The 25,810-nt window shown below is 59.5% G+C and carries 23 protein-coding genes and 1 tRNA gene; 9 read left to right on the top strand and 15 right to left on the bottom strand.

The window, feature by feature from the left end:
- Nucleotides 1–19 precede the first annotated feature (19 nt).
- Nucleotides 20–1,024 carry an AraC family transcriptional regulator gene (locus J3P90_RS00975; RefSeq protein WP_434608453.1) on the top strand — a complete coding sequence of 335 codons (1,005 nt, stop codon included), beginning with the start codon at nt 20–22 and terminating at the stop codon, nt 1,022–1,024.
- A gap of 199 nt (nt 1,025–1,223) precedes the next feature.
- Here the strand turns inward: J3P90_RS00975 and J3P90_RS00970 are convergent, their stop codons facing one another.
- On the bottom strand, nt 1,224–1,910 hold the full coding sequence (locus J3P90_RS00970; RefSeq protein WP_434675694.1) for a Crp/Fnr family transcriptional regulator: 687 nt from the start codon (nt 1,908–1,910) through the stop codon (nt 1,224–1,226).
- 87 nt (nt 1,911–1,997) lie between these two features.
- On the opposite strand from J3P90_RS00970, the gene J3P90_RS00965 reads away from it, so the two are divergent.
- Nucleotides 1,998–2,522: a DUF962 domain-containing protein gene (locus J3P90_RS00965; protein WP_434561320.1), complete on the top strand. Its 525-nt coding sequence runs from the start codon at nt 1,998–2,000 to the stop codon at nt 2,520–2,522.
- A gap of 59 nt (nt 2,523–2,581) precedes the next feature.
- On the opposite strand, the gene J3P90_RS00960 is transcribed toward J3P90_RS00965, so the two are convergent.
- From J3P90_RS00960 to dibA, 9 genes are all read right to left on the bottom strand, one after another.
- Nucleotides 2,582–4,783, bottom strand: a complete 2,202-nt coding sequence (locus J3P90_RS00960) for a GMC family oxidoreductase (protein WP_434675693.1) — start codon at nt 4,781–4,783, stop codon at nt 2,582–2,584.
- Nucleotides 4,780–5,292, bottom strand: coding sequence for a sorbitol dehydrogenase (locus tag J3P90_RS00955; RefSeq protein WP_434608459.1), 513 nt, complete (start codon nt 5,290–5,292; stop codon nt 4,780–4,782). Before J3P90_RS00955 ends, J3P90_RS00960 begins: the two co-directional genes overlap by 4 nt.
- Nucleotides 5,289–6,650, bottom strand: coding sequence for a cytochrome C (locus tag J3P90_RS00950; protein ID WP_434561326.1), 1,362 nt, complete (start codon nt 6,648–6,650; stop codon nt 5,289–5,291). The genes J3P90_RS00955 and J3P90_RS00950 overlap by 4 nt, the downstream gene beginning before the upstream one ends.
- 270 nt (nt 6,651–6,920) lie before the next feature.
- A complete protein-coding gene (locus tag J3P90_RS00945; protein ID WP_434675692.1) occupies nt 6,921–7,910 on the bottom strand; it encodes a sulfate/molybdate ABC transporter ATP-binding protein in 990 nt (329 codons plus the stop codon).
- Between the two features lie 3 nt (nt 7,911–7,913).
- Nucleotides 7,914–8,783, bottom strand: a complete 870-nt coding sequence (gene cysW / locus J3P90_RS00940; protein WP_434675691.1) for a sulfate ABC transporter permease subunit CysW — start codon at nt 8,781–8,783, stop codon at nt 7,914–7,916.
- Nucleotides 8,784–8,796: 13 nt separating this feature from the next.
- Nucleotides 8,797–9,615: a sulfate ABC transporter permease subunit CysT gene (gene cysT / locus J3P90_RS00935; RefSeq protein WP_434608463.1), complete on the bottom strand. Its 819-nt coding sequence runs from the start codon at nt 9,613–9,615 to the stop codon at nt 8,797–8,799.
- A 147-nt stretch (nt 9,616–9,762) separates the two neighbouring features.
- Nucleotides 9,763–10,776, bottom strand: coding sequence for a sulfate ABC transporter substrate-binding protein (locus J3P90_RS00930; protein ID WP_434561330.1), 1,014 nt, complete (start codon nt 10,774–10,776; stop codon nt 9,763–9,765).
- A 127-nt stretch (nt 10,777–10,903) separates the two neighbouring features.
- Entirely contained in the window at nt 10,904–11,086 is a 183-nt protein-coding gene (oscA, locus tag J3P90_RS00925; RefSeq protein WP_030138496.1) for a sulfur starvation response protein OscA, read from the bottom strand.
- Nucleotides 11,087–11,492: 406 nt separating this feature from the next.
- A complete protein-coding gene (gene dibA / locus J3P90_RS00920; RefSeq protein WP_434675690.1) occupies nt 11,493–13,400 on the bottom strand; it encodes a phosphodiesterase DibA in 1,908 nt (635 codons plus the stop codon).
- Nucleotides 13,401–13,545: 145 nt separating this feature from the next.
- On the opposite strand from dibA, the gene desA reads away from it, so the two are divergent.
- Both desA and J3P90_RS00910 read left to right on the top strand, forming a co-directional pair.
- Nucleotides 13,546–14,730 (top strand): delta-9 fatty acid desaturase DesA, encoded by a 1,185-nt coding sequence (desA, locus tag J3P90_RS00915; RefSeq protein WP_434608469.1) that lies wholly within the window; start codon nt 13,546–13,548, stop codon nt 14,728–14,730.
- Between the two features lie 309 nt (nt 14,731–15,039).
- Complete coding sequence (locus tag J3P90_RS00910) at nt 15,040–16,029, top strand: GGDEF domain-containing protein (RefSeq protein ID WP_420767751.1); 990 nt, start codon at nt 15,040–15,042, stop codon at nt 16,027–16,029.
- A 41-nt stretch (nt 16,030–16,070) separates the two neighbouring features.
- Here the strand turns inward: J3P90_RS00910 and J3P90_RS00905 are convergent, their stop codons facing one another.
- The 3 genes from J3P90_RS00905 to gabD form a co-directional block, all read right to left on the bottom strand.
- Nucleotides 16,071–17,285, bottom strand: coding sequence for an HDOD domain-containing protein (locus J3P90_RS00905; RefSeq protein ID WP_434649374.1), 1,215 nt, complete (start codon nt 17,283–17,285; stop codon nt 16,071–16,073).
- Nucleotides 17,286–17,450: 165 nt separating this feature from the next.
- Nucleotides 17,451–18,728 (bottom strand): 4-aminobutyrate--2-oxoglutarate transaminase, encoded by a 1,278-nt coding sequence (gene gabT / locus J3P90_RS00900; RefSeq protein WP_434675689.1) that lies wholly within the window; start codon nt 18,726–18,728, stop codon nt 17,451–17,453.
- Between the two features lie 171 nt (nt 18,729–18,899).
- The gene (gene gabD, locus J3P90_RS00895) at nt 18,900–20,342 is read right to left on the bottom strand and encodes an NADP-dependent succinate-semialdehyde dehydrogenase (protein WP_420767748.1); all 1,443 of its coding nucleotides are present in this window, start codon (nt 20,340–20,342) and stop codon (nt 18,900–18,902) included.
- Between the two features lie 350 nt (nt 20,343–20,692).
- Here gabD and J3P90_RS00890 point away from each other — a divergent pair.
- Together J3P90_RS00890 and J3P90_RS00885 are read left to right on the top strand one after the other, a co-directional pair.
- A tRNA-Arg gene (locus J3P90_RS00890) sits at nt 20,693–20,769 on the top strand.
- Nucleotides 20,770–20,874: 105 nt separating this feature from the next.
- A complete protein-coding gene (locus J3P90_RS00885; protein ID WP_434675688.1) occupies nt 20,875–21,957 on the top strand; it encodes a site-specific integrase in 1,083 nt (360 codons plus the stop codon).
- Here the strand turns inward: J3P90_RS00885 and J3P90_RS00880 are convergent.
- Nucleotides 21,949–22,545, bottom strand: a complete 597-nt coding sequence (locus J3P90_RS00880; RefSeq protein WP_434675687.1) for a hypothetical protein — start codon at nt 22,543–22,545, stop codon at nt 21,949–21,951. The genes J3P90_RS00885 and J3P90_RS00880 overlap by 9 nt on opposite strands.
- 109 nt (nt 22,546–22,654) lie before the next feature.
- Between J3P90_RS00880 and J3P90_RS00875 the strand changes: the two genes are divergently transcribed.
- The 3 genes from J3P90_RS00875 to J3P90_RS00865 all read left to right on the top strand — a co-directional run bounded on the left by J3P90_RS00875 (nt 22,655) and on the right by J3P90_RS00865 (nt 24,645).
- Nucleotides 22,655–22,960, top strand: coding sequence for a helix-turn-helix transcriptional regulator (locus J3P90_RS00875; protein WP_434675686.1), 306 nt, complete (start codon nt 22,655–22,657; stop codon nt 22,958–22,960).
- A 65-nt stretch (nt 22,961–23,025) separates the two neighbouring features.
- Nucleotides 23,026–23,985: a plasmid replication initiator TrfA gene (gene trfA / locus J3P90_RS00870; RefSeq protein ID WP_434675685.1), complete on the top strand. Its 960-nt coding sequence runs from the start codon at nt 23,026–23,028 to the stop codon at nt 23,983–23,985.
- A gap of 285 nt (nt 23,986–24,270) precedes the next feature.
- Nucleotides 24,271–24,645: a hypothetical protein gene (locus J3P90_RS00865; protein WP_434675684.1), complete on the top strand. Its 375-nt coding sequence runs from the start codon at nt 24,271–24,273 to the stop codon at nt 24,643–24,645.
- A gap of 90 nt (nt 24,646–24,735) precedes the next feature.
- Here the strand turns inward: J3P90_RS00865 and J3P90_RS00860 are convergent, their stop codons facing one another.
- Nucleotides 24,736–25,656, bottom strand: coding sequence for a restriction endonuclease (locus J3P90_RS00860; protein ID WP_434675683.1), 921 nt, complete (start codon nt 25,654–25,656; stop codon nt 24,736–24,738).
- Nucleotides 25,657–25,810: the final 154 nt, after the last annotated feature.

Below are 25,810 nucleotides of genomic sequence, written 5' to 3'. Positions count from 1 at the left end.
ACCGCAAGCGCCAATTGTCATGACCGAACCCACTTCCCTCGCCAGCTGGACCCGCGCCCTGCGCAAACAGCTCGATGCACTGGGCCTGGACAGCCAAGCCCTGTGCGTGAAGGCGGGCCTGGACCCCGTGTTGATGGACGACCCGAACGCCCGCTACCCGCTCTCGGCCACCACGCGCCTGTGGACGCTGGCGGTGCAGGCCAGCGGCGATCCGGCGATCGGCTTGCGGGTGTCGCGCTTCGTCAGCCCCACCACGTTCCATGCACTGGGCTACGCCCTGGTAGCCAGCGGCAGCTTGCGTGAAGTGTTCGAGCGCATCGTGCGGTATCACCCGGTGGTCAGCGATGCGCTGACCTTGCAGCTGAGCCGCGGCGATGACCGTTATCGCTTCAGCCTCGATGTACCGGCGGGACGCCCCGCTCCCGCCTTCGAGGCCATCGACGCGTTTGCCGCGATCTACGTGCGCACCTGCCGCAACCGGCTGGGTCGCGACTACGCACCGCTGGCCGTCTACCTGCGCCGCCCGGAACCGCTGGACCCGAGCCCATGGCACAAGGTTTTTCGCGCACCGGTGCATTTCGACGCCGGCCAGGATTGCCTGGAATTCAACCTCCTGGATTTCGACAGCCACCTGGACGACGCGAACCCGGAGCTGGCCGAACACAACGAAACCGTGCTCAAGCGCACCCTCGCCCAGCTTCAGCCGCTGACTTGGGAACGCAAGGTCCGCGCCGCCATCGAAGCCCAGTTGCCCGAAGGCGAACCCAGCGCCGAACGCATCGCCCAAACCATGCATCTGAGCCTGCGCAGCCTGCAGCGACACCTGGCCGACGAAGGCTGCCGCTTCGATGCGCTGCTCAATGAATGCCGGGAGAATCTGGCGCTGCTGCATCTGCGCGATCCGCAGTGCTCGCTGAGCGAGGTCAGCTATCTGCTGGGTTTCGCCGACACCAGCAGCTTCAGCCGCGCGTTCAAGCGCTGGACAGGCATGACGCCGGGCCAGTTTCGGGATGGGTTGCGCTGAACATTTTCAGCGCCGGGGCGAGCCCTATCGCGAGCAAGCTCGCTCACACATGGGAAGCGGTGTGACCGCAATAGCTGCGACAACACCAAGCCCCTGTGGGAGCGAGCTTGCTCGCGATGGCGGTGTATCAGTCACTATCGATGTCGACTGACCTGACGTCTGCGCGAGCAAGCTCGCTCCCACAGGGTCCAGGTCGGTTTCAGATTGTGGTCAGGGCTCGCAACCGTTCGATGTCGAGGATTTCGATCTCACCATAACTGAGGTGAACAATGCCCTGCCCCTGCAAATCCTTGAGGATCTGGTTGGTGGTCTGGCGCGACAGGGAAAGCATCATCGCCAGTTGCTCCTGGGGCAGTGGCAAGACCCGGCGCGCCGGTTCGATTTCGCCGTAGCCTTCGGCGATCATCAGCAAGCGGTGGGCCACGCGGGCCGGGGCGGGCATCAGGCTCAGGTGTTCAAGGTTGATGAAGGTCAGGCGCAGTTTGTGGCTCATCAACAAGGCAAGATGACGCCAATAAACGGGTTGTGCTTCAAGAAAAGCCAACAGCGCAGCCTGTGGCAAATGCAGCAATGTGCATTGGCCGACGCCCACCGCATCATGGGTCCGCGGTTGTCCATCGAACAGGCAGATTTCACCGAACCAATGCGGCGCCTCCACCACGCTCAGCAGCGCTTCCTTGCCCTGCTCGCTGACCGCGCCGATACGCACCGCGCCTTCGAGCACCGCGTACAGGCCGCACGGTGCATCGCCGCGCTGGAACAGCCGCTGGCCGGGCGCCAGGCGACGCACTCGCGACATGTCCAGCAGGCTATGCTGTAACTCAGCAGGCAGATGGCTGTACCAGTGACCGACCATCAAATGCGAGTGCCAGGGATGGGTATTCATGCAAACTCCGGGACAAGTGTCGGCTAGCTGACAGAGCGCCTGGTGAAACCTGTTCATCATGCAGGCATCACCTCAGGAGGAACAACAATGAAAAGCCTCGTCGATCACCTCAGTCAATACGCGGCCTACCACCGCGACCCGCGTAACATCGTCAGTCATTTCATCGGGATTCCGCTGATCTTCATCGCCGTCGCGGTGCTGTTGTCCCGGCCCGGATGGCCGGTTGGCGCGGTCCTGGTTTCCCCGGCGCTGCTGGTGGCGATGGCGAGTGCCTGGTTCTATCTGCGCCTGGAGTTGCGCCTGGGTGTGTTGATGACGGTGCTGCTGGGCCTAGCCATCTGGCTGGGCCAGGTACTCGCCGCGCAAAGCACAACGGTGTGGCTAGGCAGCGGCCTGGGCATGTTCGTGGTGGGCTGGGTGATTCAGTTCGTCGGTCATTACTACGAAGGGCGCAAACCGGCGTTCGTCGATGACCTGACCGGGTTGATCGTCGGGCCGTTGTTTGTGGTGGTCGAGGCGGGTTTTTTGCTGGGACTCAGAAACGATCTGAAACAGGCCATCGAGGAGCGCGCAGGTCCGGTGGCCCTGCGCAACCAACGTTCGACGGTGTGAAATACCCGTCACTGTGGGAGCGAGCTCGCTCCCACAGGAACTAGGTTTCACCGCTCAAGTTACAGCGAACCGAACTCGACCCGAATCGTCAGCGCGCCAACATTGTCGGTCAGGCCGGCGCCATGCTGTCTCGTCAAGTCATCGTTGATGCACAGTTGCAGCTCCCCCTGTTGATTCACGGGTAGCTGCGCCCGATCACCAATCAGAAACGGCGTCCCGCCGTCGCCCACCCGGCCGATCAACGCACCTTCAGCCGCGCCGGGCAACGTATAGCTGGAATAGGTGATGTGCCGCGAGCCACCGTTTCCATCCACCATCCCACCCTCTTTGCTGGCGCACCACTGGCCGCTGACATAGCGAACCACACGCGGAACCTGGGCGTTGAGCTGCACACCGGTGCCCTGCCAGGCCTTGTTGGATTGAACCTGCATCGTCACCGCCCGCAGGTCATTGGCCAGTGTATCCCCGGCCTGGAACGACAGCGCGGCGATTGTCAGACTCGGGTTCGAGGTACCGGTACTTGGGAAGACGCCATCGCCCACCAGGAACAGGTTCTTGTGGTCCCAACTGCGCTGGTGTTTATCGACGACCGACTTGGCGGGGTCATCGCCCATGCGATAGGTGCCCATCAAATGACCGGCGCCCTGGAAGCTGTAGGGCACGCCATCGTAAGTGAAACATCCAGGCCCGATGATGTCCGTCAGTTCCGTACCACCGAGCAGGTCCTCAATGATGTGCGTCGCCAATATTTTCGCCTGCTGGAAACCTTTCCTGGTGTAGTCGGAGAGGTCGTAATGGATTTCCGGCCGAACAATGCCGAGCCCATCCGTGAGGTTATCCGTCGAGGGCTGGATATAACTCTCGGAGTGATCGGGATCTTTCTCCACCTGCTCCACCAAAAAGCCAACCCGGAACTGGCGGGTGAAGACGTCGTTGAGCTTGCGCACCAGCGCCGTTCCCGATAGCAGTTTGTTGCTCGGGTTGGTCTTCCCTACATTCGTCCCGTCGATAAAGTCGGCGACCGTTGTGTAGGGATCACCGGCCGGCCAGTTCCACCCTTCGTTACCAATTTCGATGCGCCACGCCGCGCGGTCGCTGCGAAAGGCGCCGTCGCGCAGGCTTTCGATGCCTGCCGTCGACAACGGTCCCCGATAAGGAAAGATCGCCTTGCCCTCGGGCATGAGCCCCCAGGCCAGATAAATGGGATGGTCAGCCAGGCTGCGACCTACTTGCCCGCTGCTGTTGGCGACACCATTGGACCAAACGTCAGTCTTGGAGTTGAGCAACAGTTTCGGTGTTTCGATCGCATGGGCGGCGATCACATAGCGCTTTGCAACGGCCACGCCGGTTCCGGTCTTGGGACCGTCTTCCAACTGATACTGCATGAACTCGACGCCGCTTACGTTGTGATCATCACCAACGGTTACCTTGCTGGCCACGGTCCGATAAAGCACTCGGACCTTGCCAGTGGCCAAGGCCTTGTTCATGGTCACGGTGGCGTCGTACTTGGCCTGGATCGGACAGATCGGCGTGCAGTTGGTGTTACCGGCGCATACCCGGCGCCCGGCATAAGGCTGAGAGTTGCGCCCGGCCGGCGTCGGGCTGACCACCAGCGGCAAATTATCGAACGTCTGCCCCGTGACGGCGGCGACAAAGCTGCCATCGACCAGGGATAACGGAATGCTGTGCATCGGGAACGCATAACCTTCAGGAAAGGTCATGCCCAGATAGGCTTGGTCGGCAACGTTGGCAGACACCCCGATTTCCGCTTCCGCCCGGCAGTAGGCGCTTTGCAGATCGTCATAGCCAATCGGCCAGTCCACCCCGACGCCATATTTCGACCTCAGACGAAAATCGTTCGGCACCATGCGCAGACAGGTGCCCACCCAATGCCATGTCGTGCCGCCACCTACCCGTTCATAAGTACTTGTGAAGGGCAGCGGGCCTTTTTGTACCAGGTAGCTGACCGCCGGTTTGTTCCAGTTGTCATTGAGCAGGTCGGCAATGGTTGCTCGCGGAGCGTTCAGCTTGGCCGGCCCGGTGAGGTGTGGGTCCAGCGTTGTGCTCGGGGGGTAGGGTGACTCTGGGGTCTTCAGCGTCGCGGTATAGAAACGCTCCAGATACTGAGCGCGATTGACCGGTATCTCTGGCCCCGATTCAAGTACCAATACCTCAATACCCGCCATGCCCAACTGATAGGCAATAATGCTGCCGGCCAGACCTGCGCCAACGATCACCACTTCTGCTTGTTCAGTACTCATGACGACGCTCCTTGCTGTCCGTTGGCGGGCACGCCGGTCAAATCCTCAAGGCTTGGGGGCGTGCTGTTCCAGTAGCCAAAAAACGATTCGCTGTAGCCCATCGGGTGGGCCTGGGCAATCTTCCAGGCCCAGCTGTGGATGTAGGCCTGGTCGGATACCACCGCCGAATCGTCCTTCTTGAAAGGCAGCCTATCGAACGGCTGATACCAGACGCCTAGCAACCAGAGTTTCATGATCGAACGCGCGGCCAGCACGGTGTCAGGTATCGTCGGCTGCATATTGAATTTCAGTATTTGCTCGGCAATCTGGTCGGGCGGTACATGGTCGGCCGCCAGGGTGGCGTACTGAGTCAGCAACGCGTTGAGCACGTCAGAAGAAATGCGCGCAGTCACGTAATCGAGAAAGATCGGCGGCAGACCGACCGGGTCGATCTGCGGCGCCAGACGATCGGCCGAAATGCCGATCAGGGCCGACGACAGGCCTACGAAATTGTCCAGATTGGTACTCATTGCTTGGCTCCTTGCCCACTGGTGGACTGTGCGCGTTCGAGCAAATAGGTGAAGTCCGCAAAACTGGTGCGCGGCGATTCGGTGACATGGGTCGCCGCATTGCCGTGACACGCCATGCAGCTGGAGGACGCCTGGGGAACGGTGCCCTGGATATAGGTTTCCAGCGTGGCGTTGGCCAGGAACGACGGCGCTGGGCTACCCAGCGGGTTGGCGGCCGATACCTGGCAATCCTTCGGCGGGTCTGAAGGCCACTGGGTGCTGATCAGCTGATAGTTCGCCCAGACACTTTGTGGATTGGCCGTACGCAACAGCGCTTGATAGGAGGCGTTGAGCGTCTTCGTCGCCTCGGTCAGTGGCACTTCCCGCACGATTTGCGAAGGCGTCGCCTTGACCGCCGGGTTCCACGGCCGTGGCGGAGGCTGATTGATGGCGCTCTGGCTATCGGCGTTATAGAACAGATAAGGGCCCGTGCGCTGTCCGACGGGCGTGGTTTTTTCAGGAACGTTTTTTACGTGCTCGAAAGTCGACCAGACCCATTGGGCCGCATTGGCGGTTTTGTGGACCATGTGCAACCCCACCAACCCGACCGGCTCGGACACGCACGATTCCTCCACGATCGGCCCTTTACCCGGGTCGCTGTTGCCCGGCGTGTAGACCAGGGCATCGACCGTATGGAAATCCTGTCGTTTGTCGCTGGGACCGAGCACTTTCCACGACGCCTTCACCATCACCGCGCCGACTTCCTGGCTCTTGGTAGAACCACAGCTGAATGCCACGGTGTTGTTCGGGTTCGCGGCGAAGAACTGCTGCTGGCCTTCGATGCTGTACAGGCCGTTGTTTACGATCCCGTCGAACATCGATTGGTTGACCACGATTTCATTGCGCGTATACACGCCGTTCTGATCCACCAGCGGACCGCTCTCGAAGGGCTGGATAAATTCATCCAGCACGTCGGGCACCTTACCCATTTGTTGTAACAGGCGGCCGGACTTGAGTGACTTACACGCTTCAGGCAGGGTCGCCGGCGCATTCCAAGGCAGTGGTGCCTGCCCTTTCGCACGAAAAATCTGGTAGCTCTCTTTCCAACTTTCCCAAACCGTTGCCCCGTCTTGTTTTCCGATGGTGACGCCGGTATTGGGGTTGCCATTGTCCAGGGCCGGCCAATTCAGAGCGATGAAGGTCTGCCATGACAAATCATCGAAATTGGCTTGCAGGCTGGAGAGTGAAACCGGTTCGGTGACCGTGACATCGAAAGGTATCTGGGGAGACAACGTGGGGGCGGCGCTGGCAGAAGGACTCAACAGAACGCTTAACAAGGCACAACCGAAAGGGCCGTGCCGACTGACTTCCATTCTCATGCTTTTTCTCCTTGGCATCAGGGCGCCAGGAGACAACAACACCGGTCCGTCATGGACTCTCACTTGCCTCCTGGCATGTCAGAGTCTAGGTAGGGTTTGGGTCAGGGGAAGGTTAAAAGTAGAACCAATCGAAGCAAGGCCTAGCGGGGTTATTCAGATTCGGATCGGGGCGTAGGCGGGTACGCCATCGCGAGCAGGCTCGCTCCCACACTGGATCTGCGCCATACACAAATCCCTGTGGGAGCGAGCTTGCTCGCGATGTTTTTGATCTTAAAGGTTGGAGACTTTCTGCCAGACCTTCGGCTTGAAGAACAACGTTTCGCCCTTCGACAACCCCACCAGGCTGTCGTGGTCCTTCACCACTTCGGCCTCGATCAGCTCGCTCTGGCCTTCCACTTTCAGGGTCACCCGCGTGGTGGCGCCCAGTGGACGAATGTCGCGCACCTCGGCGGCGTGGTGGTCCTCCAGTTCCGAGCGCGACAGCGAGACTTCGTGAGGACGGAACAGCACATGCCGGTCCTCACCCAAGTGCAGGCGGTTCGAATCCCCGAGGAAGTGATACACGAAGTCGCTGGCCGGGTTTTCGTAAACGTCGCCCGGCGAGCCGATCTGCTCGATCACGCCCTTGTTCATCACCACGATCCGATCGGCGACTTCCATGGCTTCTTCCTGGTCGTGGGTGACGAACACCGACGTCAGGTTGATGTCCTCGTGCAGCCGCGCCAGCCAGCGGCGCAGTTCCTTGCGGACCTTGGCGTCGAGGGCGCCAAATGGTTCGTCCAGCAGCAATACCTTGGGCTCCACCGCCAGGGCGCGGGCCAACGCGATACGCTGGCGCTGGCCGCCGGACAGCTGCTCGGGGTAGCGGTCGGCGAGCCAGTCCAGTTGCACCATGTTCAGCAATTCGTGGACCTTGGTCGCGATCTGGCTTTCGCTCGGGCGCTGGCCCTTGGGCTTCATGCGCAGGCCGAACGCGACGTTATCGAACACGGTCATGTGGCGGAACAAGGCGTAGTGCTGGAACACGAACCCGACGTTACGATCGCGCACATCGTGGCCGGACACGTCCTCGCCATGGAAGACGATGTTGCCCTGGTCCGGCGTCTCGAGGCCGGCAATGATCCGCAGCAAGGTGGTCTTGCCGCAACCCGATGGCCCGAGCAGCGCCACCAGCTCACCGCTCTGGATGTCCAGGCTGATGTCGTCCAGGGCCCGGAAGGCGTTGAAATTCTTGCTGACGTTACGGACTTCGATCGACATGACTTATTCCTCCGCGGCGCTGGCGCGCAGGCGGTTGATTCGGTTTTCGCTCCACTGCTTGAGCAGCAGGATGAAGAGCGCCAGGATCAGCAACAGGCTCGCCACGGCGAACGCGGCCACGTGGTTGTATTCGTTGTAGAGGATCTCGACGTGCAGCGGCAGGGTGTTGGTCACCCCCCGAATGTGCCCGGACACCACCGACACCGCGCCGAACTCGCCCATGGCCCGGGCGGTACACAGCACCACGCCATAGATCAGGCCCCACTTGATGTTCGGCACGGTGACATGCCAGAACATCTGCCAGCCATTGGCGCCGAGCAGGCGCGCGGCCTCTTCTTCCTGGGTGCCTTGTTCCTGCATCAGCGGGATCAGCTCACGGGCCACGAACGGCACCGTGACGAAGATCGTCGCCAGGACGATGCCCGGCAGCGCAAACACGATCTGGATGTCGTGATCCGACAGCCACGGCCCGAAAAGCCCCTGGGCGCCGAACATGAGCACGTAGACCAGGCCCGCGATCACTGGCGACACCGAGAACGGCAGGTCGATCAGCGTCACCAGCATGCTCTTGCCGCGGAATGAATATTTACTCACGCACCACGCGGCGCTCACGCCGAACACCAGGTTCAGCGGCACCGAAATCAACACCGCGAACACCGTGAGTTTGAGCGCCGATAAGGCGTCAGGCTCAAAGATTGCCGCGAAGAACGTCCCAAGGCCGGACTTCAAGCCCTGGGACACGACGACGAACAACGGCAGCAGCAGAAACAGCGCAAAGATCAGCCAGCCGAGGCCAATCAGCACGCGCCGCGACGTCGCGCTGCCGCGACGGGCGGCGTTGGTGGAAGCGGCGGAAATAGACGATTGGGACATGATTCGCGCCTCCTTATGGGGTTTCGATGCGCCGCTGCAGCAAGTTGATCAGCAGCAACAGGACGAAGGAAACCACCAGCATCAGCACGCCGATGGAAGTGGCGCCGGTGTAGTCGTATTGGTCGAGCTTGACCATGATCAGCAGCGGCAGGATCTCGGTTTTCATCGGCATGTTGCCGGCGATGAAAATCACCGAGCCGTACTCGCCCACGCCACGGGCGAAAGCCAGGGCGAACCCGGTCAACCAGGCCGGCAACAGCGCGGGCATCAGGATGTGTCGGAACACCTGCCAGGGTTTCGCCCCTAGGCAAGCAGCGGCCTCTTCGACCTCACGAGGAATGTCGGCCAGCACCGGTTGCACCGTGCGCACTACGAACGGCAGCGTCACGAAGGTCAGCGCCAGGGTAATGCCCAGCGGGGTGTAGGCGATCTTGAAACCCAGGTCGGTGGCGAACTGGCCAACCAGGCCGGTCGGCGCATACAACGCCGTCAGCGCGATACCGGCCACGGCGGTGGGCAGGGCGAAGGGCAGGTCGATCATCGCATCGATGACCTTGCGGCCGGGGAAGGTGTAGCGCACCAGCACCCAAGCCAGCAGCGTGCCGATCACGCCGTTGATGATCGCGGCACACAGCGCGGTGCCGAAGCTGAGCTTCAAGGCAGCCAGCACCCGCGGCGCCGAGATAATCGCCCAGAACTGATCCCAGGTGAGTTGGGCGGCATGCACGAACATCGCCGCCAGGGGTATGAGCACAATCAGACTGAGGTACACCAGGGTGTAGCCCAGCGTCAGCCCGAAGCCGGGTATGACGGGGGATATGCGACGCGACATAAAGGTCCTTGGTTGAGACTCACAGGGTGCGGAGCCTGTGGGAGCGAGCTTGCTCGCGAAAGCGGTGTATCAGGCAACATTGATATTGACTGTACGACCGCCTTCGCGAGCAAGCTCGCTCCCACATGAAATACGCTCTATTGCAGCTTACTGCGCCTGATAGATCTGGTCGAACACACCGCCATCGTTGAAGAATTTCGGCTGGGCAGTTTTCCAGCCGCCGAAGTCCTTATCGATGGTCACCAGCTCCACCTTCGGGAACTGGCGGGAATACTTGGCGGCCACGTCCTTGTCACGCGGGCGATAGTAGTTCTTCGCGGCAATTTCCTGGCCGGCCGGGCTGTACAGGTGCTTGAGGTACGCCTGGGCGATCTCGGCATTACCTTTTTTCTCGGCATTCTTGTCCACAACCGCCACCGGCGGTTCGGCGAGGATCGACAGCGACGGCACGACGATATCGAACTTGTCGGCGCCACCGTCTTCTTTCAGCGCCAGGAAGGCTTCGTTTTCCCAAGCCAGCAACACATCGCCCTGGCCGTTGTTGACGAACGTGATAGTCGAACCGCGGGCGCCGGTGTCCAGGATCGGCACGTGCTTGAACAGCGCTTGCACATATTCCTTGGCCTTGGCCTCGTCGCCACCGTTGGCTTTCAAGCCATAGGCCCAAGCGGCGAGGAAGTTCCAGCGAGCGCCGCCGGAGGTTTTCGGGTTCGGTGTGATGACCGACACGTCATCCTTGATCAGGTCGCCCCAATCCTTGATGCCCTTGGGGTTGCCCTTGCGCACCAAGAAGACGATGGTCGAAGTGTAAGGCGTGCTGGCATCTGGCAGGCGTGTTTGCCAGTCCGCTGGCAGGGATTTGCCCAGCTTGGCGATTTCGTCGATGTCGCCGGCCAGGGCCAGGGTCACCACGTCGGCGCGCAGACCATCGATCACCGCCCGGCCTTGCTTGCCCGAGCCGCCGTGGGACTGTTGGATCTTCACCGTGTCATCCGGATGCGCTTTCTTCCAGAAACTGGCGAATTCGGCGTTGTACTCTTGATACAACTCGCGGGTCGGGTCGTAGGACACGTTGAGCAGCTCGTAATCCTTGGCAACCGCGGAACCTGCAAAAACAGCGCTGGCCAGGGCGGCCAAGGCATAACGGCGAATCGACGACATGGTGAAAGCTCCTGGAATTCTGGTTTTTATGGCTTCTGGAATCGGATGGCTTGCAGCAAGGATCAGCCGCCTGCGACAGCGCCCACGCCACAGCCCCCCGGTCGGAGCTGCCGTAGGCGGCGATCCTTTAACTCGGTTTCTGACTCGGTTGCTGCAGGCGGAATTTTTCCTTGCGCTCGATCTGGACCACCTGCGCGTTGTGCACCGTGATTTCCACCGCGCCAAAGCGCAGGTCACGCAATGCGCTCTGGATCTCGCGCAAGATGGTTGCTTCGTCCTGGCCGTCAACGCTACGTAGGGATGCGCTCATGCTGCTGCTCCTTGTATGAATGCCTGGCAGTGGGCGGCACTGCTTGCGGCGTGGGAGCAATACTAGATAAAGCGGGATATTCTTAAAAAGACTATTTAAGAATTTTTATATAACCAAAATACCAAATCTAATTTGGCGTCCTACGATGGATCTGATCGTGGGTCTTTTCCCTGCCAAACCCTCGGAGATTTATCATTTGGAGACGAAGGAGGCGGCGGCGCCCGCTGAGGGATAGACCGACATCGAGGCAAGCTGAGCCGACGCCATCGTCGGATCGCCGCCCGGAGCAAGCTCGCTCCCACTGGAGTGCTGTGTCGAAACGAATCTCAAGGTCAAAGCCAATCCAATGTGGGAGCGAGCCTGCTCGCGATGGCGGCGTATCAGTCAACATCACTGCCACTGGTGATCAGGCAATCACCGGCGCCCGATCCCAATCCAACTGCGACGCAGCCACCGGCCGGCCAAACCAATATCCCTGCCCCAGCTCACACGCCTGGCCCAGCAGAAACGCCGCTTGCTCCTGTTGTTCAATGCCCTCGGCATGCACCTGCATGCCCATGCTGTGAGCCAGGGCGATGATCACGCGAACGATCGCCGCGTCATCTTCATCCCAGGGCAACCCGGCGACAAACCCCTGGTCGATCTTCAGTTTCTGCACCGGCAAACGCTTGAGCCGCAGCAGCGATGAATAACCCGTGCCGAAGTCATCGATGGCCAGGCGCACGCCCAATTCGCGCAAACGGTGCATTTGTTCCAGCGCGACTTCCGGGTCTTCCATGACTGCGCTTTCGGTGACTTCCAATTCGAGCAGGGCCGGGTCAAGGCCAGTCTCGTGCAGCACGCGGGCGACTTGCTCATACAATTCGCGACGTGCGAACAGGCGGCTGGAGACATTGACCGCCACGAACGACAGCACCACCCCGGCCTGCTGCCACTCTCCCATCTGGCGACAGGCCTGCTTCATGACCCAGGCATCGATCTGGGCGATCAGCCCCGTACGCTCGGCGATGGGAATGAACTCGGCCGGCGACACCAGCCCACGCGTGGGATGCTCCCAGCGTACCAAGGCCTCGACCCCGACCAGACGGCTGGTCGCCAGGTCGTGTACCGGTTGGTAATGCACACGCAGTTCGTCTTGCTGTAGCGCGCGTCGCAGCTCGAACCCGATCTCCACCCGCTGTTGGGCATGGGTGGTGAGTTCTTCGGTATACAAGGCATACCCATCGCGCCCACTGCTCTTGGCCTTGAACAGTGCCGAATCGGCGTTGCGCAGCAATTGCTCGGCGCTGAGAGCGTCGCCGGGAAACAGGCTGATACCGATGCTGGCGTTGATAAACAGCGACTGTCCGCCGAGCTGCAAAGGCTCTTTCAATACATCAAGGATGCGCCTGGCCAAGGCCGCCGCCTGCCCTGGCTGAGAACAATTTTCCACCACCACCGCGAACTCATCGCCGCCTAGCCGGGCCAGGGTGATGCCCGGCGCGAACAACCCGAGAAAGCGCTGGGCCACGCTTTTGAGTAATTCATCTCCCACGGCATGGCCGAGGCTATCGTTGATGTTCTTGAAGTGGTCGAGATCCAACAGCAGCAGCGCGCACCCACGCTTGTGAAGCTGCGCCGAAGCCACGGTTTGCTCGGTGCGGTCGCAAAAAAGCAGGCGATTGGGCAGGCCGGTCAGCGGGTCGTGATGGGCCAGGTGCGCCAGCTCATGCTCCGAATCCTTGATTGCACTGATGTCGGAAAACACCGCCACGTATTGACTGACTTCGCCCTCGTCATCGACAACGGCACGGATGGTCTGCCATTGCGGATAAATCTCTCCGCTTTTGCGGCGGTTCCAGATTTCGCCGCTCCATTCGCCACGGCTGGACAGCGAAGCGAACATTTCCCGGTAGAACGCCGGGCCATGCCGGCCGGACTTGAACAGGTTGGGTTGACGGCCCAGCACCTCGTCGCGGGCGTAACCGGTGATCGCCATGAACGCTGGATTGACATGCACGATCAGGCCTTGACGGTCCGTGACCAGGACCCCTTCGCGGGTGCAATCGAAGACAGCGGCGGCCTGGCGCAATCGCTCACGATCGACAGTGCCCTCGCCCCTGAGCAAACCACGCGCGATGCGCACCCGAGCCATGAAAATCAGCACGGCGCTGACCAGCGCCCAGGCATAACCGTTGATCAGTTGCCAGCGAAGCCGGTCGGCGGAATCATCGAAGAAACTGCTCAGTAAATAACCAACCAGCTGCAGCCAGGCAACGGATAGCAGAAGGTAAATCAATGCCCCGCGCATGGCGGTGCGTTGAGAGTTGGTCATGCGGCCGTCCATGTCCCTGTAATTTGCGGGGATTATAAAGTAAGAAACATCCTGCCACTCTTATCTGAAAGGCCGACTGGTTTTCTCCCTCGGGCTGGTGATAATGCAACGGCAGTTTCTATTTTTATCGAGGGCCCTACAGCCTATGTGGTACGAAGGTTTTCTTGGCTTGTCGCCCTGGTCGCTGGTGGCAGTCACCCTGCTGATGACCCACGTGACGATCATCAGCGTCACGGTCTACCTGCACCGTTATTCGGCTCACCGTTCCCTGGAACTGAACGCCGGTCTCAAACATTTCTTCCGCTTCTGGCTGTGGCTGACCACGGCGCAGAACACCCGCGAGTGGACGGCCATCCACCGCAAGCACCACGCCAAATGCGAAACCGAGGATGACCCTCACAGCCCGGTCGTCAAAGGCTTGTCCACGGTGCTGCGCAAAGGCGCCGAGCTGTACCGCGCCGAGGCGCAAAACCTGGAAACCCTGCGCATCTACGGCAAGAATTGCCCCGACGACTGGATCGAACGCAACCTCTATAGCCGTTTCCCGTTGTTGGGCGTAGCGATCATGGGCGTCATCGACCTGCTGCTTTTCGGCACCATCGGCATCACCATCTGGGCCATCCAGATGATGTGGATTCCTGTCTGGGCCGCTGGCGTGGTCAATGGCCTGGGCCATGCCGTGGGCTATCGCAACTTCGAGTGCCGCGACGCGGCGACCAACCTGGTGCCATGGGGCATCCTCATCGGCGGCGAAGAACTGCACAACAACCACCACACCTACCCCAACTCGGCCAAGCTGTCGGTGCGCAAATGGGAATTCGACCTGGGCTGGGCCTGGATCAAGGTCTTCAGCTTCCTGCGCCTGGCGAAGGTTCAGCGGGTCGCGCCGATTGCCCACCGGGTCGAAGGCAAGGGCCATCTGGACATGGACACCGCCATGGCGATCCTCAACAACCGTTTCCAGATCATGGCCCAGTATCGCCGGCTGGTCATCGCGCCGCTGGTCAAGCAGGAACTGGAAAAGGTCGATCACTCGGTCCGCCATCAGTTCCATCGGGCCAAACGCCTGCTGTCCCGGGAAACCAGCCTGTTGGATGACCGCCACCATGTGCGTATCCAGAACATGCTGGAGCATAGCCAGGCGCTGAAGGTGATCTACGAAAAACGCCTGGCCTTGCAGCAGATCTGGGTCAAGACCAGCAGCAACGGCCACGACATGCTCGCCGCCATCAAGGAATGGGTCCACGAAGCGGAAGCCAGTGGCATCCAGTCCCTGCGCGACTTCGCCGACCAGCTCAAGACCTATTCGCTGCGCCCTGCCACGGCCTGACACCGATGTGCGCGGCGGGGAGGTTGTTGTGGCGAGGGGATTCATCCCCGCTGGGTTGCGCAGCAGCCCCAAGACAGCGATGTAGTTATTTCTGACACACCGAGGCAACTGGTCTCAGGGCTGCTGCGCAGCCCAACGGGGATAAATCCCCTCGCCACAGGTTGGGAGCCGTCATCCCCCCGCCCTTCGTCGCCTGAAAAGGAACTTCGCCAGCAATCCCATATCTCAAGAGCACTTCGCCATCCTGGCGGGCTTTGGAGTGAGCGCGTGCAAATCCATAGCAATGCACGTTCCTTGAGATTTGTGCCGATGGTCGATAAGAACCTACAGGATTCATCCCAGCCGCATTGGCCCGAAGCGGCCCAGACACTCATGGCGCTGATGCACGCCCAGGGCGAAGTTGCGCGCCTGAGCGAGCGGGAGCAGCTGTTCAGTTCGCTGTTGGTCAGCGTCAACGCGGTGCTGTGGGCATTCAATTGGGAAACCCGGCAAGTACTGTACGTCAGCCCGGCTTACGAGCGGATTTTCGGCCGGCCTGCGGGCCTGGTGCTGGCCGACTACAACGAATGGCGCGACGCCATCTACCCGGACGACCTGGACTACGCCGAGCGCAGCCTGGCGGAAGTGCTGGTCAAAGGCGCCGTCGAAGATCGCGAGTACCGGATCATCGCCGCCGATGGCCAGATTCGTTGGCTCAGCGACAAATGCTTCATCAACCGTCAGGCTGATCCGGGCCAACCGGTGATCGTCGTCGGCATTGCCGAAGACATCACCGAGAAAAAGCTGCTCGAAAGCGAACTTCAGCGCCTGGCGACCACCGACGTACTGACCCAGAGCAGCAACCGCCGCCACTTCTTCGAATGCGCCCATCGTGAATTTGAGCAGGCACGGTTGCAAGGCACCCCCATGGCGTTCCTGCTGCTCGACATCGATGATTTCAAGTTGATCAACGATACCTACGGCCATCAAGAAGGCGATACGGTATTGCAGAAGATCGCAGAGAGCGGACGCAGCGTGCTCAGGCGCGGTGACTTGTTCGGGCGGATCGGCGGTGAAGAGTTCGCCGCTGTGTTTCCAGGCTGCCCACCGGACATGGCGCTGCAGGTCGCTGAACGCCTGCAACGGGAAATTCAACGCCTGGCGTTCCGCTGTGGCGAGCAAAACTTCGGCATCACCGTCAGCCAGGGCCTGACCGGTATCACCGCCGAAGACCAGACCCTCGACAGCCTGTTCTCCCGCGCCGACGCGGCCATGTACGAGGCCAAGCGTCAGGGGAAGAACCGCATCATCGCAGTTTGATCAGACTTCACCCCTCGCTCCCACAGGGTTAAGCACTGGTTTTACTGACGGCGCAGCCGCATCAATTCCGGCAGCCCGATCTTCAACAATCGCGCCGTGCGGCCCCGAGCCAGTTCTTCCAGGCCTTGCTGGGATGGCAGATGGGCCAGTTGCGCGGCCATGTTCATCACCAGCGCCTCGCGGGAATAGACCCCGCCACCCAAGCCATAGACCGCTGCGATCAATTCCCGCAGCTCCAGCGGCAGCCGCCAGCGGGCGCGCAGTGCCGAGCCGAAGCCAGCGCCGAACGCTTCGAGCGAATCCCCGACCTCCTCGGGCTCATCCAGCTCACCACCGGCTTGCTTCCACTCTTCCAGACAGCGCAACAGCGCCAAGTCGCCCAAGCGATGCAACAGGCCGGCGCAATAGCAGCGCTCCTGATCCAAGTCGAGCAGGCGGGCCATGGTCCGGGCGTACTCGGCGGTGTGCAGCGACAATTCCCAATACCGTTCGGCATAGTCCGCCAGGCAAGGGACACTCAGCCGGGCACAGCGCTTGAGCGTCAGGCCGAGAATCAGATTCATGCTTTGCCCGGTACCGAGCTGGTGCAACGCCTGGGCTACGGTCTGTACGGGGCCGCCGCCCTGGTGCTGGGCAGCACTGTTGGCCGCGGCGATCAGCACTGCGGTGATCTGCGGGTCGGTGCGGATCTCATCTTCCAGCAGTTTCAGATCCAGCCCACCGGGATTGAGGCTACGCTTGATCGCCACTTGCACATCGGTCATCAACGGCGCGCCTTCGGCCAGATCCCGTCGACGCTCCAGGAAAGTCGCCAATGTCAGCGCTGGTCCTGGGATGGGCGCGGCATTGGAGGTGTCTTCACCACTCAAGAGCAGCCCTTGCAGGCGCTGGGTCAGGTTTTCCCGGTTCAAGGGTTTGGTCAGGTACGCCGCCGGCGCCAGCGGCAATACCTCCCGCACGCTGGCGCTGTCGTTGCGCTGGCTCACCAGGATGAATGGCAACACGGGGGAGCGGCGCTGCTGACGCAAACCGCGCAAGATGCTCAAGCCATCGACGCCCGGCAGTTCCCAGTCGGCGATGACCAAGTCGTATGGGTCTTGGGCCAGCAGCTCCAGCGCCTGCTTTCCTTCGCCACAGGTCTGCACCCGGGCGTCGCAACGCACCTCTGACACCGCTTGCTCCAGCAATTCTCTAGACGCTGGATCGGCCTCGGCAATCAATACGCGCGGTCCAGCGGGTAAATCCACAGCCGTCATGCCGTATCACTCCCTTGCAATACATGCACCTTAGACAATCGCGGCCGTTCCAGACAGCTCAACAACACCAGCCCCCTTCCTCGGGGTATGAAAAAACCCGCCGAAGCGGGTTTTTTGTGGATCAGCGCACAGCTCAGCGCTCTTGAAAATCAGAGCTCGTAAAAATCAGAGCTCGGAGAAGCATTCTTCGATGATCGCCAGGCCTTTGTCCAACTGCTCGTCCGGCGAGGTCAGCGGTACCAGCACCCGCAGGACGTTGCCGTAGGTGCCGCAGGACAGCAGAATCAGGCCCTTGTCCCGGGCCTTGGCCACAACCTGGGCCACTGCCGCGGCGTTCGGCTTGTGGGTGTCGCCATTTTCGAACAGCTCCACGGCAATCATCGCGCCCAGGGCACGCACTTCGCCAATGACCGGGTATTTCTTCTGGATGGCCTTGAGGCCGGTCACCAAGCGCTCGCCAACGGCCTTGCAGCGATCCAGCAGATGTTCTTCTTCGAACACCTCCATCACCGCCAGCGCGGCGGCACAGGCAATCGGGCTACCCGCGTAGGTGCCGCCCAGGCCGCCCGGTGCAATGGCATCCATGTATTCGGCCTTGCCACAGACACCGGCCAACGGGAAGCCGCCGGCGATGGACTTGGCGAAGGTAGTCAGGTCGGCGGCAACGCCCATCTGCTCCATGGCGAAGAAAGTTCCGGTACGGCCGGCACCGGTCTGCACTTCGTCAGCGATCAGCAGGATGCCGTGTTGGTCGCACAAGGCGCGCAGGCGCTTCATGAACGCTTTCGGCGCCACATAGAAACCACCCTCGCCCTGAACCGGCTCGATGATGATGGCGGCAATGTCGCGTGGCTCGGCATCGTTCTTGAAGATGCGCTCGATGCTGGCGATGGAGTCGTCGATGCTCACACCATGCAATTCGTTCGGGTAAAGCGCGCGGAAGATACCGCCGGGCATCAGGCCCATGCCGGCCGAGTACGGTACGACTTTACCGGTCAGGCCCAGGGTCATCATGGTACGACCGTGGTAAGCGCCGGTGAACGCGATCACACCGGCACGGCCAGTGGCGGCGCGGGCGATTTTCACGGCATTTTCCACCGCTTCGGAACCAGTGGTGACCAGCAAGGTTTTCTTTGCGAAGTCACCAGGAACCTTGGCGTTGATTTTTTCGCACAGTTCCACGTACGGCTCGTAGGCCAGGACCTGGAAACAGGTGTGGGTCAGCTTGTTCAGCTGCTCGGTCACGGCGGCGATGATTTTCGGATGCACGTGGCCGGTGTTCAGCACGGCGATGCCGCCGGCGAAGTCGATGAATTCGCGACCTTCAACGTCCGTTACGGTAGCGTTCTTTGCCGATTCGGCGAAGATCGGGTGGATCTGGCCGACGCCACGGGGAACAGCGGCGGTACGGCGGGCCATCAAGTCAGCGTTAGTCTTGCTCATTTACAGTCCTCATTCGCAGCTCAGGGCGGCGTGTCTCAAGGAATACATGGCGGGGAGACAACTGCGGCAGCATGCGATGATCGACTGCCGCAGCGTTCCGGCCACAAGAAACAGAACGGGTGAAACGCGCAAAGGGGCAGCGCTCTCGTGCCCTTCGCGCTTGAAGCGGGATCAGATACCCAGGCAGAGGTATTTGATTTCCAGGTAGTCCTCGATGCCGTACTTGGAGCCTTCACGGCCCAGGCCCGAAGCTTTGATGCCGCCGAACGGCGCGACTTCATTGGAGATCAACCCGGTGTTGACGCCGACCATTCCGTATTCCAGGGCTTCGGCCACACGGAACACACGGCCCAGATCGCGGGCATAGAAGTACGAGGCCAGGCCGAACTCGGTGTCGTTGGACATCGCGATCACTTCGGCTTCGTCTTTGAAGCGGAACAGCGGCGCCAGCGGGCCGAAGGTTTCTTCCTTCGCCACGGCGGCGGTTTTCGGCACGTTGGTCAGGATGGTCGGCTCGAAGAAGTTGCCTTCCATCTGCTTGCCGCCCGCCAGCACGGTCGCGCCTTTGCCAACGGCATCGGCGATGTGCTCCTGAACCTTGGCGACCGCTTTCTCGTCGATCAACGGGCCGGTGGTGGTGCCGTCTTCCAGGCCATTGCCGATCTTGAGCTTGGCAACCGCTGCCTTGAGTTTCTCGGCAAACGCGTCGTACACCGAATCCTGGATGTACAGGCGGTTGGCGCAGACGCAGGTCTGGCCGTTGTTACGGTATTTGGAAATGATCGCGCCCTCGACAGCCTTATCCAGGTCCGCGTCGTCAAACACGATGAATGGCGCGTTGCCGCCCAGTTCCAGGGAAACCTTCTTGATGTCCTTGGCACATTCGGCCATCAACTGGCGGCCGATCTCGGTCGAGCCAGTGAAAGACAGCTTGCGCACGATTGGGTTGCTGGTCAGCTCGCCGCCGATATCGCCTGCGCTGCCGGTAACCACGCTCAGCACGCCTTGCGGAATGCCGGCACGGTGCGCCAGTTCAACCAGGGCCAGGGCCGAGAAAGGGGTTTGCGAAGCGGGCTTGATGACCATGGTGCAACCGGCGGCCAGGGCCGGGCCGGCCTTGCGGGTGATCATCGCAGCCGGGAAGTTCCATGGAGTAATGGCAGCGGTCACGCCGATCGGCTGCTTGATCACGATCAGGCGTTTGTCGGGCTGGTGGCCGGGAATCACGTCACCGTAGATGCGCTTGGCTTCTTCGGCGAACCATTCGATAAAGGAGGCGGCGTAAGCGATTTCGCCCTTGGCTTCGGCCAGCGGCTTACCCTGTTCAAGGGTCATCAGGCGACCGAGATCGTCCTGGTTTTCAATCAGCAATTCGTACCAGCGACGCAGCTTGTTGGCGCGCTCCTTGGCGGTCAACGCACGCCAGGCCGGCAGCGCCTTGTCGGCGGCTTCGATCGCACGACGGGTTTCGGCAGCGCCCATCTTTGGCACAGTGCCCAGCACTTCGCCCGTAGCCGGGTTGGTGACCTTGATCGTCTGACCATTGTCCGCATCGACCCAAGCGCCATCGATAAAGGCTTGCTGGCGGAACAACTGGGTGTCTTTAAGCTGCATGTCGGCTTTCCTTAACAGCACCGCGCGCGCGCGGAGCGAATTAGATTTGTAGAAAGGCGCCTTAGGGGCTGCCGTCAGGGAAATCATCCACCGGGCTGAAGCACAGAAATAACGCACATAAGCATAGACGTGCGGTTCAGCACCCAGACAAGAGCGTTTGAAATCTCAAACGAATCCTAGGGCCGATGGGGTTGCAGGACAATAGGCTGTTCGAAAAAAAGAACGAAAAAGCCGCATTTGCCTGTTTTTTCTGATCAGCGTAGCCAACAGCCGCCGAGCGAGGCAGAAACAAACGGCAAATCAGCAGCATGGACGCCCGCCATGCTTATGAGTATCATGGCGCCCGCGTTGCACCAGTAGCTCAGCTGGATAGAGTACTGCCCTCCGAAGGCAGGGGTCGTGGGTTCGAATCCCGCCTGGTGCACCATCTTCTTTCCCTTGTATTACAAGGGGATAGCGCTCCTGAAAGAAACCTGTCCTAGTCCTGAAAGTCGTTTTTGCCACAAATTTGCCACACTTGAACGTGGCGGGAATGGTCGAAATGGCAACAATCAGGAATCGCGGCGAGTATCAGTGGGAAGCGCAAATCCGTCGTAAGGGCTATCCAGCTCAAAGAAAAACCTTCGAAACCAAAGCAGATGCCCAAGCCTGGGCGCGCATGATCGAAAGCGAAATCGACCGAGGCATCTTTGTCTCTCGCGTCGAGGCTGAACGCACCGCCTTTCATCAACTCATTGATCGCTACATCTCAGAGATCGCTCCGAAGCACAAAGGCGCGTATTCGGAAATCAAACGTCTGGAAGCGCTCAAGCGTCATCCGCTGGCTACGCGCATCGTTGCCACCCTCACCTCCTCCGACTTTGCCCGCTACCGTGACGAGCGCCTGAAGATCCGCAAGGGCAATACGGTCAAGCGTGAGCTGGCATTGTTTCAATGCGTGATTGAGGTCGCTCGCCGCGAATGGGGAATCCATCTTGCCGAGAATCCGGTGCGGATGGTCAGCCGCCCTAGCTATAACGACGAACGCTCGCGACGCCTGGACCCAATTGAAGAACAATACATCCTCAACGCCTTGGAGCTTCGGGAGCGCCGTGCCGATGGAACCTATGCGGACGCCTCGCACAACCCTTGGATACGGTCCATTGTGCAACTGGCAATTGAAACCGCCATGCGCCGTGGCGAGCTATTCGAGTTGCGCTGGAAGCATGTGAATCTGGATCGCAAAACCGCTCATCTTCCAGCGACCAAGAACGGGCTACCAAGAACCGTCCCACTCTCCCCGCGAGCTATTCATCTGCTCAAGGACTTGCCACGCTCACTTTGCGGCCGAGTCTTCCCCACCACCGCAGACGCTCTCAAGAAGGCCTTCACACGCGGTTTGGAGCGAGCAAGGACGAAATACTTAGGCGATTGCGAACGCGCTCTGGTAACGCCCCAGGAAGACTTTCTGCTCGATCTGCGCTTCCACGACCTACGCCATGAGGCCACCTGCCGACTGGCCACCAAACTTCCCAACCTGATTGAGCTGGCCAGCGTGACGGGACACCGCGAGGTGAACATGCTGAAGCGTTACTACAACATCACCGCAGAAGAGCTCGCGGCGAAGCTAGCTTGATGGTCGGTCGATAATCTCAAGCCCCAGGGAGCGAGCCAGCTCTCTGGTCTCTGAATCCGTTCGCACACGGTTTAGCGCCGTCTCCTCGCGTTCCCGCTGCTTGAGCAGATAAACCTCTTTGAAACACTCGATAATCTGCTCACGGGTTAAATCCGAGATCGATACCCGGCGCTTGAGGGTGTTCAGAATATTGCGCGCACTGAGCTGAGCCGCCTCCCGCAGATACGTCCTCAACAGCAAGTCTCGAAAAACCCAATCGCTGACCCACGCCTTCGATAAAGCCCAAAACAACAGCCGCTGGTAGGTATCCCAAGCCATGCGCGTTTGGCCACTCAGATACCGCCGCAGAATCCGCCCATCTGCGTCCTTGAAACCGTAAATCCCGAGGTCCGTAAGCAATCGCTCAAGCGCGACCTTCGACATACCAGACTTCTGCAATATCCCGGAGAACAGGTACTCCACCAGATCCACCGGAACACGGACAACAAAGTTTTTCCGACCGGTTTCCTGGTGATTTTCTATCTCACGGAAAACGAGCTGAAAGACTTCTTCGGGATTGATATCGGATTCAAAGGATGATGGCTGCATGTACCCATTCTTTGGCTAACAGCCGCATCTGTCAAAAAGGTGTCCTAGTTGATCGGTCCTCGATTGGCGAAAGCTGCACGTACTCCATAGCAACCGAGCGACATTAGCGATGACCGTCGATTACGAAACCATTCAAAAAATCCAGAAGCTTTCAGATGACGTGCTGATAGGCGTAGCCGAGGTCGCGGCGCTGACAGGATTCAGCGTGTTAACCGTGCGTCAGCGCAAACTGCCGGGGCTTGATCCCCTTCCGGGACTATCGCGGTTACGCTGGCGTCTCGGCGATCTTCGCCAGTGGATGCGCCATGGTCCCGAATGCACTTCGACTTCGCCAGTAAAGCCAGTGTTAAAAACTACGCCAGGAAATCGAGTTGGCCGCCCCACAAAAAAAGAGCAAGTCGAGGCTAGAAAATGAGCACTCGTACACCTGCCTCCCTTCAAAATTAAGCAGTGGTCACTTCGTTTATTAACGAGCCGCTAATGTCGCCAGAGCTCCATACGAATGACATCGCGAATTCAGGGAGCAGGCGCCTTGCACAGCTCGCCAAACTTGAAGCTCAAGCAAGAGCGGCTAATAAGGCGCAGCTCAAGCCAAAGCCGGCGATTAAAAACCCAACGCTGAGAACATGGCCGGATGAATTTCGCGGCGTACCGAATGCGTTCTTGCGGTCGGCGCTTTTCGGAGCAGTAAGGAAGGGCAGTCGGACTGATCTAAAAAGGGTGGCGATAAACTCAATCGGGGGCGTGCAAATTTCTTATACAGGAACGCGTCTTGACCAGATTGACCTTTCCGTATGGCTAAGCGTCTTGCACCTCTCTCGACAGCAAATGCTAGGCCAGGAGCTCCGCTACAAGGCTTACGGCGTGCTTAAACTCATGAAAAAGACCGACACGGGTAAGAATAGGAGGCTGCTGCACGATCGCTTGCTGCGATTGGCAGCGAGCACCGTTGAGGTAGTGCTGGGTGATATTTCCTACACCGGCAGCCTGATCAAGCACTTCTATAAGGACGAGAATAGCTTGGAATACGTCGTAATCCTTGACGCCAGGCTAAACGCACTGTTCTCCAAGTCTGGCTTCAGTTACATCGATTGGAGTATTCGGTCTGCATTGGATGGCCAGCCACTCGCCCAATGGCTTCATGGATTTTATTCGAGCCATGCAAAAGCTTACGGACTTAAAGTAAGCACACTGCACCAGCTCTGTGGAAGCGAAGCCCGCGAAATCTGGAAGTTCACCCAAACGTTATGTCGCGCGTTTGACGCTTTGAGCGCTGCCTACAACAACCACGGTAAATCATTCGAGTACGCCATTCGAGGTGATTTGGTACACGTCCAAAGACAGGAAAGCCTGACACAGTGCCGACATCTCTCGAGGGTGGAAAAAACAAAAATGATGCGTGCCGTCCTAGCGGGTAGAGAATACCGTTCTAGCAGGTAACGCTTGCCGTTGCAGCGGGTAGCGTAGCCCGTTCCAAAAGGTAGGCTATCCACAGTCAATAGTGCCTGTCAGCCTGATAGCACAAAGGCCGCAGCATGTGCCCCTGTAAAAACTAATCTTAACCTAATCAGTACTAATCGGATCTCGGACGGAAGTTCGGCCCCTAACGAGCGGTCGAGAGATTGTCCGCAGCCGGCTCAAACGCGGAAGATGAATGCTATGGCTAACCGGAGTCGTACCACCGTTGAGCGAATAATTCTCCAAGCCCGGATATGGGGATGGGATATGTCCTGGTCGTTCAGCATGGCCACGCCGACCGATACCAGGCGAATCGGACACCATTATTCAGAGCACACTGCGATCAAGCTTTACGGCTCCGTCCGATACCCTGAAACATTCAAATACCCAGCCCTAGAATGCTACCTATACGTTGACCCATTACTCCTAAGCGACAAGTCGGTTCCTCGCTGCATCGGTTCCATGCAGGCGACTGGCAAAAAACTCATCGTATATGTCGCCGTTCACAATGACCGCTTCAACAGCTTAGTCATCGCTGCAAGTCGACTTGTCGCCCTGGAGATCAATGCGGAGCCGCTGAGATATCGCAAGGCAAAGGTGATGGGTATCCACCTAAGCACCGAGCTGGAGTCTGATTGGTAATGGTTTTTTGATCATCGGAGCGCTAGTGTCCAGTGCTCGTTTACTAGCCCTGCCCCCGGCGCCAAGAAACTATGACAAGGTCCAAAATCCTCATTCCTCGTCAAAGTAATCGCTATCCAGTTTCGGCAGTTTGAGAAGCCGGGACGTTACCCCAACCTCGTAGTCCATCATCAGGTTGACCAGGCGGATGCCATCCATCAGCACCATGCCTTCCACTGAACGGGCAAAGTCGATTCCTTGAGCAGTGAAACCTGACGTAGTAATAAATACCCCTCGCTTAGCCTTTTGCCCGGCAAGTGCTCCATAGAAAGCTTGCAGCTCAGGACGGCCTACAGTGCCTTGCCAGCGTTTTGCTTGGACATAGACTTTTTCCAGCCCGAGCTTATCAAGCGAGATTACCCCGTCAATTCCGCCATCACCGCTACCACCAACACGCTGCAAATCGTTTCGGCTAGCCCCGTAGCCAAGGCTGTGCAACACGTCGAGCACAATAACTTCGAAGCGGTTGGGGCTGACTTGTAGCAGGTTATCCAGTAGATCTGCTGCTGTTGCATCGCGTAGCTCACGCAGAGCCTGTTCCAACCGATCGTCTGGGCTCACAGTTGCTGATATCGGTGTATCTGCACCCTGCTCTAGCCCATCTAGCGGGACGGCATCTGTGGGGCTCCTAAGCTTCACGTCCATGAAGCCGATGGCGAGTTGTTCTACCTGATCCGCCGTGAGCGGTGACGGGTGCTGTGTGGAATAAGCAGTGCCAGCTTCGGTGAGCCTCCAATAGCCTCGTTTTGCGCTGGAGGATAACCCTGCGCGCTTGAGACGGTCGTGAGCCCATCCAGCGCGGTTCTTATAGGTCGCTTGCCCACTCGCAATGAGCTCTTGAAGCTGTGGTTCAGATAAATTCAAAGCCTGGGCTGCAGCTTCATGCGCGTCGCGTGCTGTCGCGCCTTCCGGATTCGCCGCCAGGTAGCGCAAGATCGGCTCAATGAATTTGTCATATGTAGGAACGGACATCAGGATTCCCTTCGCAAGGTTGCCAGCGTGGGCAAATGTGGTAAGCCGCATGTTATCCGGAGTTTGGAAAATTATATTTGAGGTCTGTGCCTGATGATCGTGGAGTGAATCCAAAAGACAGCTGCTGCCTACGACCGCCCATGCAGAGCCTGGG

Origin of the sequence: Pseudomonas sp. D3-10, assembly GCF_051132175.1 — a bacterium.
In the GTDB taxonomy this organism is placed as follows: Bacteria; Pseudomonadota; Gammaproteobacteria; order Pseudomonadales; family Pseudomonadaceae; genus Aquipseudomonas.
Note: the sequence above shows the minus strand (reverse complement) of the source record. Positions and strands in the feature narration are given on the sequence as shown.

What these genes read in the sequence shown, in the direction of transcription:
- J3P90_RS00975 (WP_434608453.1), top strand. Translation starts at nt 20, where the DNA reads ATGACCGAACCCACTTCCCTCGCCAGCTGGACCCGCGCCCTGCGCAAA.
- J3P90_RS00970 (WP_434675694.1), bottom strand. Translation starts at nt 1,910, where the DNA reads ATGAATACCCATCCCTGGCACTCGCATTTGATGGTCGGTCACTGGTAC.
- J3P90_RS00965 (WP_434561320.1), top strand. Translation starts at nt 1,998, where the DNA reads ATGAAAAGCCTCGTCGATCACCTCAGTCAATACGCGGCCTACCACCGC.
- J3P90_RS00960 (WP_434675693.1), bottom strand. Translation starts at nt 4,783, where the DNA reads ATGAGTACTGAACAAGCAGAAGTGGTGATCGTTGGCGCAGGTCTGGCC.
- J3P90_RS00955 (WP_434608459.1), bottom strand. Translation starts at nt 5,292, where the DNA reads ATGAGTACCAATCTGGACAATTTCGTAGGCCTGTCGTCGGCCCTGATC.
- J3P90_RS00950 (WP_434561326.1), bottom strand. Translation starts at nt 6,650, where the DNA reads ATGAGAATGGAAGTCAGTCGGCACGGCCCTTTCGGTTGTGCCTTGTTA.
- J3P90_RS00945 (WP_434675692.1), bottom strand. Translation starts at nt 7,910, where the DNA reads ATGTCGATCGAAGTCCGTAACGTCAGCAAGAATTTCAACGCCTTCCGG.
- cysW (WP_434675691.1), bottom strand. Translation starts at nt 8,783, where the DNA reads ATGTCCCAATCGTCTATTTCCGCCGCTTCCACCAACGCCGCCCGTCGC.
- cysT (WP_434608463.1), bottom strand. Translation starts at nt 9,615, where the DNA reads ATGTCGCGTCGCATATCCCCCGTCATACCCGGCTTCGGGCTGACGCTG.
- J3P90_RS00930 (WP_434561330.1), bottom strand. Translation starts at nt 10,776, where the DNA reads ATGTCGTCGATTCGCCGTTATGCCTTGGCCGCCCTGGCCAGCGCTGTT.
- oscA (WP_030138496.1), bottom strand. Translation starts at nt 11,086, where the DNA reads ATGAGCGCATCCCTACGTAGCGTTGACGGCCAGGACGAAGCAACCATC.
- dibA (WP_434675690.1), bottom strand. Translation starts at nt 13,400, where the DNA reads ATGACCAACTCTCAACGCACCGCCATGCGCGGGGCATTGATTTACCTT.
- desA (WP_434608469.1), top strand. Translation starts at nt 13,546, where the DNA reads ATGTGGTACGAAGGTTTTCTTGGCTTGTCGCCCTGGTCGCTGGTGGCA.
- J3P90_RS00910 (WP_420767751.1), top strand. Translation starts at nt 15,040, where the DNA reads ATGGTCGATAAGAACCTACAGGATTCATCCCAGCCGCATTGGCCCGAA.
- J3P90_RS00905 (WP_434649374.1), bottom strand. Translation starts at nt 17,285, where the DNA reads ATGACGGCTGTGGATTTACCCGCTGGACCGCGCGTATTGATTGCCGAG.
- gabT (WP_434675689.1), bottom strand. Translation starts at nt 18,728, where the DNA reads ATGAGCAAGACTAACGCTGACTTGATGGCCCGCCGTACCGCCGCTGTT.
- gabD (WP_420767748.1), bottom strand. Translation starts at nt 20,342, where the DNA reads ATGCAGCTTAAAGACACCCAGTTGTTCCGCCAGCAAGCCTTTATCGAT.
- J3P90_RS00885 (WP_434675688.1), top strand. Translation starts at nt 20,875, where the DNA reads ATGGTCGAAATGGCAACAATCAGGAATCGCGGCGAGTATCAGTGGGAA.
- J3P90_RS00880 (WP_434675687.1), bottom strand. Translation starts at nt 22,545, where the DNA reads ATGCAGCCATCATCCTTTGAATCCGATATCAATCCCGAAGAAGTCTTT.
- J3P90_RS00875 (WP_434675686.1), top strand. Translation starts at nt 22,655, where the DNA reads ATGACCGTCGATTACGAAACCATTCAAAAAATCCAGAAGCTTTCAGAT.
- trfA (WP_434675685.1), top strand. Translation starts at nt 23,026, where the DNA reads ATGTCGCCAGAGCTCCATACGAATGACATCGCGAATTCAGGGAGCAGG.
- J3P90_RS00865 (WP_434675684.1), top strand. Translation starts at nt 24,271, where the DNA reads ATGTCCTGGTCGTTCAGCATGGCCACGCCGACCGATACCAGGCGAATC.
- J3P90_RS00860 (WP_434675683.1), bottom strand. Translation starts at nt 25,656, where the DNA reads ATGTCCGTTCCTACATATGACAAATTCATTGAGCCGATCTTGCGCTAC.